This is a genomic window from Marinococcus halophilus, assembly GCF_900166605.1.
Lineage (GTDB): Bacteria > Bacillota > Bacilli > Bacillales > Marinococcaceae > Marinococcus > Marinococcus halophilus.
Genome location: NZ_FVZD01000006.1, coordinates 1,635,375 through 1,649,430, shown reverse-complemented (window position 1 = coordinate 1,649,430; position 14,056 = coordinate 1,635,375). Strand labels below are relative to the sequence as shown.

Here is a 14,056-nt window from a genome sequence, read left to right as displayed (position 1 = left end):
AGGTGACCATAGTGATACGAGGTGTAAGGGGAGCAACAACGGTAAAAGAAAATCGTGCAGAAGAGATCTGGGAGGAAACCGAACGGGTGCTCCGGGAGATGATTGCGGAAAATCATATTACTGCAGATCAGGTGTCACATATTTGGTTTACGGTCACTTCCGACCTCAACGCTGCTTTTCCAGCAAAAGCGGCAAGGGAAATCCCGGGCTGGGAATTTGTGCCCGTAATGTGTGCCCAGGAGATACCAGTGCCCGGCAGTCTGGAGAAGTGCATCCGCGTGATGATGACTGCGGACGTGAAAGTGCCTGCAAAAGATGTGCAGCATGTCTTTTTAAACGAGGCAGTAGCGCTTCGTCCGGATCTGGGTTTGACAAAGCAGAACGATTCCTAGTAGGATAAGGATAAGTTTAGAGAATCGACAGTTAAGGTATAGACGAGCGCTGCCGCCGGAGGCAGCCTAGAGAGTTAGAAGAGCAGAGACAGAATAGCAGAGAATAGAAGATACCTAACGATACATTTAACAAAACAATCCTGCGTAGCATATGCAGGGTTCTCTTCTATTATGCCTCTCTGCCTGCAGAGAGGTTTTTCTTGTGTTCTGGCATGCTTTTCCACTAAAGGAGGAAAAACCGTGACCAAAACAACGAAGCAAGTATTTACTGATGCATGTGCATCCCACCGGACGATTCCCTATATGGAGCATTACTTTTCCGATACTCTCACCCCGATTGATGTGTTCCGTCACTTTCAGGAGGATGCGGTGTATCTGCTTGAAAGTAAAGACGAAGCATCCCCGTGGTCCAGGTACTCATTTGTCGGGCTTCATCCCTCCTACCGGATTGTAGAACAGGGAGGGGAGTTTCGTCTCGAGAAGATAGACGGGACCCTTGTACTTACAGCAGCTGATCTGGAATCGTGCATGCAGCAGGCAACAGATTATATTGACCCTGCGCTCCCGGAGGTGGATCTTCCCTTTAAAGGAGGAGCTGTTGGAGCGCTGTCGTACGATGCAGTAGAACTGTTTGAACCAAAGCTTGCTCCAGAGACGTCTCCGGAATCGCGCATTCATTTCGTGTACTGCCAGACGATTATGGCACTCGACCAGACAAACAAAGAGCTGACGATCATTTATTACGATGAACATACAGAGACAGCGCCTGACGGCCGGTTTGAAGAAGCAAAAAATACGGTCGGGAAGCTTCAAAAAAGCCTTCAGAATGGAAATTCAGGCTCTGCAATGTATCCTCCGCTTGAAAAAAATACAGCAGTGGACTTCAGCCGGGTCCAATCTAATTATTCGAAGGAAAGCTTTATGAATGCGGTGGAGAAAATCAAAGAGTATATTGTAGCCGGAGACGTATTTCAAACGGTGCTGTCCCAGCGATTCGAGATTCCGACGACCGTAAGCGGCTTTGACCTTTACCGGGTACTGCGGATGATTAACCCGTCACCGTATTTGTTTTACCTGCGCCTTGGGGAAACAGAAGTTGTGGGAAGCTCTCCGGAGCGGCTTGTCCAGGTGCTGGACGGTCATGTGGAAATTCATCCAATTGCTGGCACCCGGAAGCGGGGCAAAACGAATGAGGAGGATAAAACGTTTGAACAAGAGCTCCTTGCCGATGAAAAAGAGCGGGCTGAACACTTTATGCTCGTTGATTTGGCACGAAACGATGTGGGCAGGATTGCCTCCTACGGGACGGTGGAAACACCGGTATTGCTTGAAACGGTCCGTTTTTCGCACGTGATGCACATCATTTCCAAGGTGACAGGGCGCCTTTCTCCATTTGTCTCTCCGGTAGCTGCCCTTCAGTCTGCTTTTCCGGCCGGAACTGTTTCGGGTGCACCGAAAATCCGGGCGATGGAAATTTTGAAAGAACTCGAGCCCACAAGGCGAGGAATGTACGCCGGAGCCGTGTGCTATATGGGTTTTGACGGAAACATTGACTCCTGTATTGCAATCCGTACGATGCTTGTGGAAAATCAGGTGGCGAAGGTGCAGGCGGGGGCCGGCATCGTTGCTGATTCGGACCCGGAGTCAGAATATGAAGAAACACAAAACAAAGCGGCAGCTCTTCTCCGTGCTGTGGCTGCAGCTGAAGCAATGTTTGCCGATGAGAAGGGAGAGAATATTCATGCTCAAAGCACTGTTGAATAAATGCATTGAGGGGCATACACTAAAAGAACAGGAAGCAGAACAGGCTATGGACTTTATTATGCAGGGTGAGGCTACACCAAGCCAGATTGCCGGCCTTATTACCATCATGAGGTTTCGGGGCGAAACGGTGGAAGAGTTAACTGGTTTTGTCCGCAGTATGCGCCGGCATGCCCTTTCATTAGAGCATGAAGAACCTTCTCTTCTCGATACGTGCGGCACCGGCGGCGACGTAAGTTCCACGTACAACATTTCCACTGCTTCTGCGATCGCGTTGAGTGGAGCAGGGATCAAGGTGGCCAAGCACGGCAACCGCTCGGTTTCATCCAAAAGCGGCAGCGCCGATGTGCTTGAAACGATGCAAGTGCCCGTACAGTCAGGGCCGGAGGAAGCAGTGAAAGCTCTGCAGGAAAAAGGCCTGGCCTTTCTGTTTGCCCCTCTGTACCATGTAGCCATGAAGCATGCGGTCACTCCCAGAAAAGAACTGGGCTTTCGTACGATTTTTAATGTGCTCGGACCGTTAACGAATCCGGCAAATGCCGATATCCAGGTAGTCGGTGTGTTCGACCGGGAATACGGGGAAAAAATGGCTTACGTGCTAAGAAACCTGGGTGCGAGCCGTGCGCTATTTGTTACTGGCAGAGACGGCCTCGATGAAATGACGATTTCAGACAGTACGTATATCACGGAGCTTCGTGATGGTGAAATTACGAAATATGAAATTACACCTGAGGAAGCAGGCCTTACAAGGGCTCCTATCGAGGAGGTACAGGTGGAAACGGCAGAGGAAAGCGCATCTCTAATTGAAAATATTTTTAATGGCTCAAAAACCGGGGCAGCAAAAGATATTTTACTTTTAAACATGGGCGCTGCATTTTACGCTGTCGGCCGGGCAGAAACAATTGCAGATGGCGTACAGCTTGCAGAAGAGACCATCGGCGGCGGCCAGGCCGAGCAACAGCTGCAGCGTCTGCGGGGAAATGAGGTTAAATCAACGTATGCTTGAAAAAATACTGCAAACCAAACAGGAAGAGCTCTCCCGTATTGTGATCGGCGAGCGGCCGGACGTGCCGTTTCGTTCGTTGAAAAACGCATTGCAGCAGGATTCGCTGAATGTACAAATTATCGCGGAAGTAAAAAAAGCTTCTCCATCCAAAGGACTGATACGAAACGATTTTGATCCGGAAACGATCGCTTTAGACTACGAACAGGGAGGGGCTGCCGCCCTGTCAGTATTGACCGATGAAACGTATTTTCAGGGAAGCGGCAGTTATTTGACAGCGGTTAAAACCCTTTCCTCGCTGCCTGTGCTGCGCAAGGATTTTATTATCGATTCCAGACAGGTGGAGGAAAGTGCAGCAATGGGGGCAGACGCCATTTTACTGATTGCAGAAGCACTTGCCCCGGAGAAACTCCATGAATTGTATCAACAGGCTTACAAGCTGGGTATGGAAGTACTTGTAGAAGCTCATTCCCCGGAAATGCTTCATGAACTGCTTCATCAGTTTACCCCGGAAATTATCGGTATTAATAATCGTGACCTTCACACGTTCCATACAGAGCTCGGGCAGACAGGGAAAGCAGCTTCATTTATACCGGAAGACAGTGTGCTCGTCAGCGAAAGCGGCATCCGTACAAAGGAAGATCTTGATTATGTGCAGCTGCTCGGAGCAGAGGCGGCTCTTGTCGGTGAATCACTGATGAGGCAGCCGGATGTGCGGGAGGCGCTACTAAAATTACGGGGAGTGAATATTCATGCTTCCACAGACACCGATGTTTAAAATGTGCGGCCTGCATTCCGAAAACGATGTACGGCTTGCGGCTTCTTCCTCCGCGTCGTTTGCAGGGTTTGTTTTCGCCCCGGGGAAAAGAAACGTAGAGCCTGCCAACGTGCGAAAATGGCTGCAGGCTCACCCGCTGTGCAGTAAAAAAATAGCTGCCCTGTTTGTGAATGCCCCGGTCCGGAAAGTGATTGCTGTCGTTGAAGAAATTCAGGCGGACGTAATCCAGCTCCACGGCGAAGAACCACCGGAGGAAGCAGCTGTTATTCGCCACCGTACTGGGAAGGATGTGTGGAAAGCCCTTCCGCACGGAGAATATACGCATCAACAGATTGATGCCTATGCGGATTATGTTGATGGCTTCATCATCGACGCCAAAGTCAATGGCCGGTTTGGAGGGTCAGGCGAATCCTTCGCCTGGGAGCACGTACCCGGTTATATAAAAGCTGGAAAAGCCCACCGGCTTCCGCTATTTATCGCAGGAGGCGTTCGCCCGGAAAATGTTGAAGACCTGCTCGCGTATCATCCGGCAGGTATTGATATTTCCAGTGGCCTGGAAAAAGACGGAATAAAAGATGCCGGCTTATTAGAACAATTAGAGAAGAGGTTGAATAGCTATGCAGCAGATATATCCCGATGAACGTGGACGGTACGGGGATTATGGCGGAAAATACGTGCCGGAAACGCTCATGTATGCACTGGAGGAGCTTGAAGAAGCATTTAACGCTGCCTGGGGGGATGCGTCCTTTCATGAAGAATATCAGGATATTCTGCGTGAATATGCCGGCCGTGAAACCCCGCTGACGTTTGCTGGGCATTTGACGGAGCACCTGGGCGGAGCGCAGATTTATTTAAAACGGGAGGACCTGCTCCATACCGGCGCCCATAAGTTAAATAATGCCATCGGCCAGGTGCTTTTGGCCAGACGGATGGGGAAATCAAAAATTGTTGCAGAAACCGGAGCGGGCCAGCACGGAGTAGCAACAGCTACGGTTTGTGCGAAGTTCGGGCTGGAGTGCAAAGTGTTTATGGGTGAAGAGGATATGGAACGGCAGGCACTGAATGTTTTCCGCATGGAGCTGCTCGGAGCGGAAGTGCTGCCTGCCTCGTCCGGAAACAAAACTTTAAAGGATGCTACCAACGAAGCGATCCGCTACTGGGTGACGAACGTTGAAGATACGTTTTATTTAATTGGATCCGTTGTCGGGCCGCACCCTTATCCAATGATTGTCCGGAACTACCAGCGGATTATTGGAGACGAAACAAAACAGCAGATGCAGACGTGTTGCGGGGCTCTTCCAGATGCGATTGCAGCATGCGTGGGGGGCGGAAGCAATGCGATCGGCATGTTTTATCCGTTTCTCGAAGACAATGTAAAGCTTTACGGGGCAGAGGCAGCCGGCATGGGCGTTCATACCGCCCAGCACGCAGCAACGATTTCAAAAGGCACCCGCGGGGTGATTCACGGATCGCTGACGTATTTAATCCAGGACGAAAACGGGCAGATTATTGAGCCGTATTCTATTTCCGCGGGGCTGGACTACCCGGGCATTGGGCCGGAGCACGCCCATCTGGCCGAAAGCGGACGCGTAGAATACACGGGTGTGACAGACGAAGAATCGCTGGAAGCACTTTCGCTGTTAACGAAAAAAGAAGGTATTCTACCGGCAATTGAATCCTCCCACGCGCTCTACCTGGCGTTTGAAAAAGCCAAACAGATGGACAGAAATGAACGAATCGTTATCTGCCTCTCGGGCCGCGGGGACAAAGATGTCGAAACGATCCGCCGCCGCATGGAAGGAGAGAGCAGTGATGAATAAAGCAACAAATGTGCTGACGGTGGAAGAAGCAGCAACTCGGGCATCGTACCCTTTGTTCGTGCCATTTATTATGGCAGGGGATCCGGATGAGGAGGCGACCATTTCGATTGCTCTTTCGCTTCAGGAGGCGGGGGCTCATATTTTAGAGCTTGGCATTCCGTATTCTGATCCGCTGGCTGATGGGCCGCTGCTTCAGCGCTCAGCCCAGCGTGCGCTCAAAGGAGGCATGAGCCTGAAAGGGGCTCTGCGCCTAATCCGGACGATGAGAGAACACGGGCTGACCATTCCGGTCGTCGTGTTTTCCTACGTCAATCCGGTACTCCGCATGGGAGAAGAAACGTTTGTCAAAGAAGCGGCATCTGCGGGAGCAAACGGGGTGCTGATTCCGGACCTTCCCATGGAAGAAAGCAGTTTGATTAGTACCTTTGCTAAAGAGAAAGGATTGTCGGTCATTTCACTCGTGGCACCAACGTCTGCCCACCGTATTGAAAAAATTGCCTCCCAGGCCCGGGGTTTTCTGTACTGCGTCTCAAGTCTCGGCGTAACCGGCACCAGAGATGCCTTCCCGGATGAAGCCTATGCATTTATCCGCAAAGTAAAAGAAACAAGTACGGTGCCGGTCGCCGTCGGTTTTGGTATATCCAACCGCCGGCAGGTGGAGCTGCTTGATGGTGTGAGCGACGGTATTGTTGTTGGCAGTGCGATTATGAAAATTGTTGAAGAGCAGCAGAAAGCCTTGACTTCGAGTAATAAAGCAGATCGAAACCAGGCACTGAACGAAATTAAAACCTTTGTCTCCACGTTAATTTCGTCGTAAGATAGTAATCAGCATACAAAGACGAGGTGACAATGTTGTATATTAAAAAACAGATTAAAGGCATGACGCCTTACCAGCCGGGAAAACCGATTGAAGAAGTAAAACGGGAGCTTGGCCTGGCCACTGTTCATAAAATGGCTTCCAATGAAAATCCATATGGTGCTCCGCAGGAGGCCAAACAGGCGATTCAAGCAGCTGCAGCCGATCCGGAAATTTACCCGGATGGCTATGCGGCCGAACTGCGTCAGGCCGTCGCTGAAGAGCTGAATGTCGGGGAAAAACAGCTGCTGTTTGGCGCCGGCTCTGATGAAGTGATTTTGATGCTTTGCCGGGCAATGCTTGGACCGGATACAAATACAGTCATGGCAGTTCCTTCATTTTCGCAGTATAAACATAACGCGGTTATTGAAGGAGCAGAAATCCGGGAAATTCCGGCGGTGCACGGAGAGCATCAGCTCGAAGCAATGCTTGAAGCAATCGATGAGAACACACGCATCATCTGGGTGTGTAACCCGAATAACCCTTCGGGAGCTTACATCAATGAGGAAGCGTTTGTAGACTTTCTTGACCGGGTGCCGGAAAATGTCCTGGTGGTGTCGGACGAGGCGTATATCGAATACGTTACTGCAAAGGATTATCCGGACACGCTGAAGCTGCTGAAGGAATACCCGAACCTCCTGCTTTTACGTACATTCTCAAAAGCATACGGCCTGGCATCGCTTCGGGTCGGGTACGGAATCGGCCATGAAGAGCTGATTCAATCTCTGGACCCGGTGCGGCCGCCGTTTAACGTAACAGCTGTTGCCCAAAGGGCAGCAACAGCTGCGTTGAAGGACCGCAGCTTTATTGAAAATTGCCGGGAGCAAAACAAAAAAGAACTCGAAAAAATGACGGCGTTTTGTGAAGGGCAGGGGCTGGACTATGTCCCTTCGCAGACTAATTTTCTGTTGATTCATACCGGAGTGGCAGGCAGCATCGTTTTTAATGAGATGCTGAAAAAGGGGATTATCATCCGCTCAGGAGAAGCTCTTGGCTATCCGGAATCGATCCGTGTAACGATAGGAACTGAAGAGCAGAACGAAGCCTTCCGAAAGACATTGAGTGAAGTGCTTGAACACCAGCAGGCCAAGCTTTAGCGGGCAGTGCCTGGAACCCGGCTCCGCGTGGGCCGGGTGTTTTTATGTATGGAACAAAGAGAGGCCTGGAGGGAAACAGATGCAGAAAAAAGCAGCAGTTATCGGGCTGGGACTGATCGGAGGATCGATTGCCCTTGCCATCAAACAGGAGCACCCTGGCGTGTATATTACAGGAACAGACGTGGACGAAGCGCAGACCAAGCTTGCGGTCTCTTTGAATGTTATTGACGAAGCTGCCCCGGGCCTGCAGGAAGCCGTAAAGGAAGCAGATCTGATTGTGCTTGCCACCCCGGTGGCAACGACCGAGAACTTGCTGGTACAGCTGGCTGGCATGTCTCTGAAATCCGGAGCCATCGTCACCGACGTCGGCAGTACAAAGACATCAATCTGTGAACAGGCAGAAGTTTTATCGGGAAAGCAAGTACATTTTATCGGAGGCCACCCGATGGCCGGCTCACATAAAAGCGGCGTTCATGCCGCCCGTGTCCGCCTGTTCGAAAATGCCTACTACGTACTGGTGCCAAACGGCCCGGGCTCTTCCGAAAAGGTTGGAGAGATTAAAGAGTGGCTTCAGGGCACGCAGGCAAAGTTTATTGAGTTGTCCTACGAGCAGCACGATATGCTGACAGGAGTAATCAGTCATTTTCCGCATATTGTAGCATCGGCACTCGTACATCAGGTGAAGGGGATGGAGGACGAACAAGCCTGGGTAACGAAGCTCGCCGCCGGCGGGTTTCGGGATATTACAAGAATCGCTTCAGCCAGTCCCGAAATGTGGACGGATATTCTGCTGAAAAACAATGACGTCATGCGGCAGCTGATGGAAGACTGGAAACAGCAGATGAGTGCCATTGAACAAATGCTTGTCCTGCAGGACAAGCAACAAATATATCAATTTTTTGAGCATGCCAAGTCGTACCGGGATGGCCTGCCGGCTAAAAAACAGGGAGCCATACCGGCTATTTATGACCTGTTTGTCGACGTGCCGGACCACCCCGGGGTGATTTCAGATGTAACCGGGATTCTTGGACGAAGCGGTATCAGTATTATTAATATACGAATTCTTGAAACGAGAGAGGACATCATGGGAGTGCTGCAGCTGACGTTCCGTACTGAAAACGACCGGCGGGCTGGAATGCAGCAGCTTGAAAAGCATGATTATGAATCTTATATTGGGTAACGCAAAAAAGAATGAAAAAATAGGAGAGAATCATTGACAACGCTTACAATTACGTTATACTAATATTAGCGTATGGTTTCTCTCCACTCCTATCCATACTCTTTATCTTAAAACTAGCCGGAATGGCGGCACACTTGATGAGTAGACATCGGGTGTTTTTTTTTGTTTTTGCAAGCGTTATCAAGGAGGCGGGATTAAAGGTTTTCTGTTCGTCACAGCAGGCAATGTTTGCTATAATTACACAGTGCTAAACGAGATTTATCTGGGAGAAAGGTTGTTGACGGCGTGAATTTAGAAACGATCCTCGAAACGATAAAAAATGGTGATACGGAAAAAGGCCTGGAAGAGCTCGAGAAATATACCAAATCTGCGAACGATCAGGAAAAATACGATATTGTGGAAGTGTACCAGGAGCTGGGCCGCTCGGATAAGGCTCAGCCACTTATTGAAGAGCTGCTCGGGAACTACCCGGACGAGGGGGCTCTGCTCACTACGGCGGCCGAGAATGCCATTGACCTCGACGATGAAGATGAGGCAATTGAGTGGCTGCTCGAAGTGAAAGAATCAGACGAAGAATATTTACGGGCTCAGCTTCTGCTGGCCGATCTGTATCAGATGCAGGGGCTTGATGAAGTAGCGGAACAGAAACTTCTGGACGCCTTAAAGCAGAGCCCTGAAGAGCCGGTACTGCTTGCCGCTGTCGGCGATTATTATTTATCGCGTGGGGATTATGCCAAAAGTATTCCTTACTTGAAGCAGGCCGAGGGCGCCGGGTTTAAATTTCCGGACGGCAGTCTGAACCTACGTCTCGCTGAAGCATACAGCGTAACCGGTTCATTTGAGGATGCGCTGAATTACTACGAAGCCGGACTGAAAGAACACACCGAGCTTCATGCGCTGTTCGGCTATGGGTATACGGCTCTACAGGTGAGTGATTATCAGCTGGCCGCGGAGAAATTTGAAGAACTCCGGAATATGGATAAAGACTTTGTGGCGTTATATCCGTACCTGGTGCGAAGCTACGAAGGGCTCGAAGATCATGAAAAGGCCCTTGAAGCAGCACAGGCTGGCATAAAGGAAGATGAACACAATGAGAATCTGTATGCGGAAGCCGGAAAGCTTTACATGGCACTTGGCAATGAAGGAGAAGGAGAGAAACACCTGAAAGAGGCTTTGGCTTTAAATCCGGGACATCTGGAAGCGGCGAATGCGCTCCTCAGCATGTGGATGGAGCAGGAAGAACCAGAGGCAATGATTGATCTGATTGATCATTTGTACGAAATGGGCGAGCCGGACGTGCGTTTTCAGTGGTACTATGCCCGTGCCAAAAACCTTCAGGACGAGCCCGTCGAGGCAAAGGAAAAGTATGAAGAGGTTTACAGCGTATACCAGGAAAACGAAGTATTTCTCGAAGAATACGGACGTCTGCTGCTCGAGCTTGGCTACCGTGAAAACGCGTTGAAGCATCTGGAACAGGCTTCAGTTATGCAGCCGGACAACACAGAGCTGCAGCTTCTGCTTGAAGACCTTCGTATGAGCGAATAAAGACACGAACCTGGTGTCTTTTCCTACATATACAATGAGGCGGATGATACAGTGAAACAGCTACTTGGATGGTTTGGGACGCCCTATGTGTTAATCCCGCTTTTTATTATTAACGCGCTCGGCACTATTTACGGCTACGTCTGGTACGGAGGGCAGCTGCAGCAGACTCCGGCTGTGTTTCTGCCTTTCGTCCCGGACAGCCCGACGGCGAGCCTGGTTTTTACGGTCGTTCTCGGTCTGTACATTATTGGCAGGAGAAGCGGACTGGCGGAAGCATTCGCTTTTATAACACTTGTGAAATACGGGCTTTGGGCGGTAGGAATGAATGTGTTTTCCGGCATTGCCGGAGAGGCGCTCAGCTGGCAGCACTACATGCTTATTGCCTCTCATGCGGGCATGGCACTGCAGGCGCTGCTGTATCTTCCATATTACCGGGTGAAGCTCTGGCATATCGGGGCAGTGGCCGTATGGACGCTACATAATGACGTGATTGATTATGTTTTTGGAATGTATCCGTGGGTTTCCACACCACTTGAGCCGTATATTTCCCTAATCGGCTACGGCACGTTCTGGCTCAGCATTCTTTCGGTCGGACTGCTGCTCTGGTGGAGGCTCAGCCCCGGCCGGCCAGAGCTTCGGCTCATGGAGGAATAGTGCGTAATCTTTGACTTTATACCCCCGTCTGCATATAATGTAAGTATATATAAATGGAGGGATGAGAAAAAATGGGAATGCTTCTGTTATATTTAGCAGCGCTGATCCTCATTCCGCTTTGGGCGCAGTCCAAAGTGAAAAAAGCATACAAAAAATATTCGAACGTAAGCAATTCGTCCGGGATGACAGGCGCCTCTGTCGCAAAAAAAATCCTGGAGGAAAACGGCATCTATAACGTACGCGTAGAGCCAACTAAAGGAAAATTAACGGATCATTATGATCCTTCGAAAAAAGTCGTCCGCTTGTCGGAGGAGAACTACTACAATTCGACAGTAGCGGCTCAGGCCATTGCTTCCCACGAGGTGGGGCACGCTATCCAGGACGCAGAAAACTACGCGTTCTTGCGCTTCCGTTCCTCGCTTGCGCCGGTTGCTTCGACTGGCTCAAACCTGTCGTTCTTTTTAATCCTTGGAGGTATTTTTCTTCAATCGACCGGCATGTTTCTGGCAGGTATCATATTCTTTTCGGCCGCCGTACTGTTCCAGGTTGTCACTCTTCCGGTGGAATTTAACGCGAGCAGCCGGGCAATGAACCAAATAGTGGCAACCGGTATTATCAGCAACAACGAAGAGCGGGAAACGAAAAAAGTGCTTGACGCCGCAGCATTAACGTACGTTGCAGCTGCTCTGGTAGCCGTGCTGGAACTGGGACGTTTTATCGCCATGTTTCTCATGACAAGCGAAGAATAGTGGAAAACACCTGCCCGATAACGATCGGCGCAGGTGTTTTTGTCTGTCAGACACTGAGAGCCTGGGGATTTCCTCATTGCAGCGGGTTTTTGTTTTCATCGAGAGTAAAGCCTTCGCCAATAACATCCTGTACATCATTAACTGTAACAAATGCATGGGGGTCCACCCGCTCGACAAGATGCTTCAGACGCATCAGTTCATTTTTACCGACCACGCAGTAAAGTATTTCTTTTTCCTGGCGGGTGAAGCTTCCTTTTCCATTTAATATGGTCGCTCCTCGGTTCATTTCCTGTAAAATGGCATCAGCTACCTCCGGCGCCTGATCGGAAATGATCATGGCAGCTTTGCCGGAGTATGCGCCCTGCTGAATAAAATCGATGACCCGCGCAGCCACGAACACGAACACAAGTGTATACATCGCTTCCCGGTAGTCCAAATACAACAGGGAAGCAATGATTACGAAAGCATCGAACATAAACAATGACCGCCCCATCGTCCAGCCGAATACGTTGCTTGCAAGCTTGGCGATAATGTCGGCTCCCCCGGTCGTACCGCCGTACCGGAAAACAATGCCGAGCCCTGAACCAACAAAAACTCCGGCAAACAGGGCGACAAGCACAAGGTCATCCTGGAGCGGTAGACGGAGGAGATCGACTTTTTGAAACAGCCATAGAAAAAAGCTGACAGCGGCTGTACTTATAAGCGTATAGACAAACACGTGCCGGCCAAGCAGCCGCCAGCCCAAAATCAGAACTGGAATATTTAGAAAAAGGTTGCTGAAGGCTGGGTTGATATTGAATAAATTATAAAGAATTAGGGTAATACCAGTAAAGCCGCCGTCCGCTAGCTGGTTTTGCATGTTAAAATAGACGAGTCCAAAACTCATAATGGCAGAGCCAAGTACGACAAAAAAGATATTACGGGTATGTATCCAAACGTTAATAATGATTCCTCCTCTCTGGCCGGAAAGCTCGTATCAACCGTTACATTATAGTAAAGCCTGCAGCAGGAGGCAATCGATGTTTGTCAAACCAAAAGGATTTTTATACGATTGAGGGGAGGAAGCCGGTATGACACAGGAACAAATAACAATGAAAGATATGCAGGAAAAGGTAGACGCCTTTATCGGCCAGTTTGAAGAAGGGTATTTCAGTCCGCTGGCCATGCTTGCAAGAATGACCGAGGAAACGGGCGAGCTTGCTAGAGAAATTAATCACTACTACGGAGAAAAGCCGAAAAAAGAAAGCGAAGAGCATAAATCTCTGGATAAAGAAATGGGTGATCTGCTGTTTGTGCTTATTTGCTTTGCGAATTCACTTGATATTGATCTAGAGGAAGCCTTTCGTATCGTAATGGACAAGTTTGAAACAAGAGATCAGGATAGATGGACGAAAAAGGAGAATGACAAATGACTGAATCAATCCGCGTTATTGTTGCCGGGCCAAGAGGAAACATGGGCAAAGAAGCTGTACATATGATTGAAAGAGAAGACCACCTGGAGCTCGCTGCCGTAGTGGATCATAAATACGAGGGTGCTTTGCTTTCCGATATCGAAGGCATGCCCAACGTGGAAGCTCGCGTCTATACGAACGTCGACCAGTGTCTTAGCGAGATTGGAGCAGAAGTGTTTGTAGATCTGACTACTCCGGAAATTGGAAAGGTACATACAGAGAAAGCGCTCGATTACGGACTGGCACCTGTCGTCGGGACTACCGGTTTTTCTGATGAAGATCTTGAACGCCTGCGGCAGAAAGCGAAGGAACAGCAGCGGGGAGTGCTGATTGTTCCAAACTTTGCCATTGGTGCTGTTCTGATGATGAAAATGTCACAAATGGCAGCGGCCTACTTCCCGGATGTAGAGATTACTGAACTCCATCATGACCGTAAGCTCGACGCTCCGTCTGGCACAGCCGTGAAAACAGCAAAGCTGATTCAAGAAAACCGGGCCAAAAAAACCCAGGGGCACCCGGAGGAAAAAGAAACCATGCCGGGAGCCCGCGGGGCGGAGCTCGATGGGATGCGGATTCACAGCACCCGTCTTCCAGGGCTGGTGGCTCATCAGCAGGTAATGTTTGGCGGTGAAGGCCAGACACTCACTATACGGCACGACTCGATTAACCGTGCGTCGTTTATGCCGGGAGTTAAATTTGCAATCGAGCAGGTAATCACGATGAAAGAACTTGTGTATGGCCTCGAAAATATTCTGGAGTAAGGGGACTTT

Annotated in this window: 15 protein-coding genes; 14 read left to right on the top strand and 1 reads right to left on the bottom strand. The window is 49.9% G+C overall.

Annotation, left to right across the window (positions count from 1 at the left end; genetic code table 11):
• The first annotated feature begins 11 nt into the window (after positions 1–11).
• The 12 genes from aroH to B5066_RS14305 all read left to right on the top strand — a co-directional run bounded on the left by aroH (position 12) and on the right by B5066_RS14305 (position 11,835).
• Positions 12–392 carry a chorismate mutase gene (gene aroH, locus B5066_RS14360; RefSeq protein WP_079476586.1) on the top strand — a complete coding sequence of 127 codons (381 nt, stop codon included), beginning with the start codon at positions 12–14 and terminating at the stop codon, positions 390–392.
• Between the two features lie 240 nt (positions 393–632).
• On the top strand, positions 633–2,156 hold the full coding sequence (gene trpE, locus B5066_RS14355; protein WP_342351584.1) for an anthranilate synthase component I: 1,524 nt from the start codon (positions 633–635) through the stop codon (positions 2,154–2,156).
• Entirely contained in the window at positions 2,134–3,159 is a 1,026-nt protein-coding gene (trpD, locus tag B5066_RS14350) for an anthranilate phosphoribosyltransferase (protein ID WP_079476584.1), read from the top strand. Before trpE ends, trpD begins: the two co-directional genes overlap by 23 nt.
• On the top strand, positions 3,152–3,934 hold the full coding sequence (gene trpC / locus B5066_RS14345; protein WP_079476583.1) for an indole-3-glycerol phosphate synthase TrpC: 783 nt from the start codon (positions 3,152–3,154) through the stop codon (positions 3,932–3,934). Before trpD ends, trpC begins: the two co-directional genes overlap by 8 nt.
• Positions 3,909–4,574: a phosphoribosylanthranilate isomerase gene (locus tag B5066_RS14340; protein ID WP_079476582.1), complete on the top strand. Its 666-nt coding sequence runs from the start codon at positions 3,909–3,911 to the stop codon at positions 4,572–4,574. The genes trpC and B5066_RS14340 overlap by 26 nt, the downstream gene beginning before the upstream one ends.
• Entirely contained in the window at positions 4,552–5,754 is a 1,203-nt protein-coding gene (trpB, locus tag B5066_RS14335; protein WP_079476581.1) for a tryptophan synthase subunit beta, read from the top strand. Before B5066_RS14340 ends, trpB begins: the two co-directional genes overlap by 23 nt.
• Positions 5,747–6,571: a tryptophan synthase subunit alpha gene (gene trpA, locus B5066_RS14330; RefSeq protein ID WP_079476580.1), complete on the top strand. Its 825-nt coding sequence runs from the start codon at positions 5,747–5,749 to the stop codon at positions 6,569–6,571. The genes trpB and trpA overlap by 8 nt, the downstream gene beginning before the upstream one ends.
• 35 nt (positions 6,572–6,606) lie before the next feature.
• Positions 6,607–7,707, top strand: a complete 1,101-nt coding sequence (hisC, locus tag B5066_RS14325; RefSeq protein ID WP_079477043.1) for a histidinol-phosphate transaminase — start codon at positions 6,607–6,609, stop codon at positions 7,705–7,707.
• A 79-nt stretch (positions 7,708–7,786) separates the two neighbouring features.
• Positions 7,787–8,887: a prephenate dehydrogenase gene (locus tag B5066_RS14320; RefSeq protein WP_079476579.1), complete on the top strand. Its 1,101-nt coding sequence runs from the start codon at positions 7,787–7,789 to the stop codon at positions 8,885–8,887.
• Positions 8,888–9,172: 285 nt separating this feature from the next.
• Positions 9,173–10,432 carry a tetratricopeptide repeat protein gene (locus tag B5066_RS14315; protein ID WP_079476578.1) on the top strand — a complete coding sequence of 420 codons (1,260 nt, stop codon included), beginning with the start codon at positions 9,173–9,175 and terminating at the stop codon, positions 10,430–10,432.
• 51 nt (positions 10,433–10,483) lie between these two features.
• Positions 10,484–11,086 (top strand): DUF1405 domain-containing protein, encoded by a 603-nt coding sequence (locus B5066_RS14310; RefSeq protein WP_079476577.1) that lies wholly within the window; start codon positions 10,484–10,486, stop codon positions 11,084–11,086.
• A 71-nt stretch (positions 11,087–11,157) separates the two neighbouring features.
• A complete protein-coding gene (locus B5066_RS14305; RefSeq protein ID WP_079476576.1) occupies positions 11,158–11,835 on the top strand; it encodes a zinc metallopeptidase in 678 nt (225 codons plus the stop codon).
• Between the two features lie 73 nt (positions 11,836–11,908).
• Here the strand turns inward: B5066_RS14305 and B5066_RS14300 are convergent, their stop codons facing one another.
• A complete protein-coding gene (locus B5066_RS14300) occupies positions 11,909–12,778 on the bottom strand; it encodes a YitT family protein (protein WP_079476575.1) in 870 nt (289 codons plus the stop codon).
• A gap of 127 nt (positions 12,779–12,905) precedes the next feature.
• On the opposite strand from B5066_RS14300, the gene B5066_RS14295 reads away from it, so the two are divergent.
• Together B5066_RS14295 and dapB are read left to right on the top strand one after the other, a co-directional pair.
• Positions 12,906–13,247, top strand: coding sequence for a nucleotide pyrophosphohydrolase (locus tag B5066_RS14295; RefSeq protein ID WP_079476574.1), 342 nt, complete (start codon positions 12,906–12,908; stop codon positions 13,245–13,247).
• Complete coding sequence (gene dapB, locus B5066_RS14290) at positions 13,244–14,047, top strand: 4-hydroxy-tetrahydrodipicolinate reductase (protein WP_079476573.1); 804 nt, start codon at positions 13,244–13,246, stop codon at positions 14,045–14,047. The genes B5066_RS14295 and dapB overlap by 4 nt, the downstream gene beginning before the upstream one ends.
• Positions 14,048–14,056 lie beyond the last annotated feature (9 nt).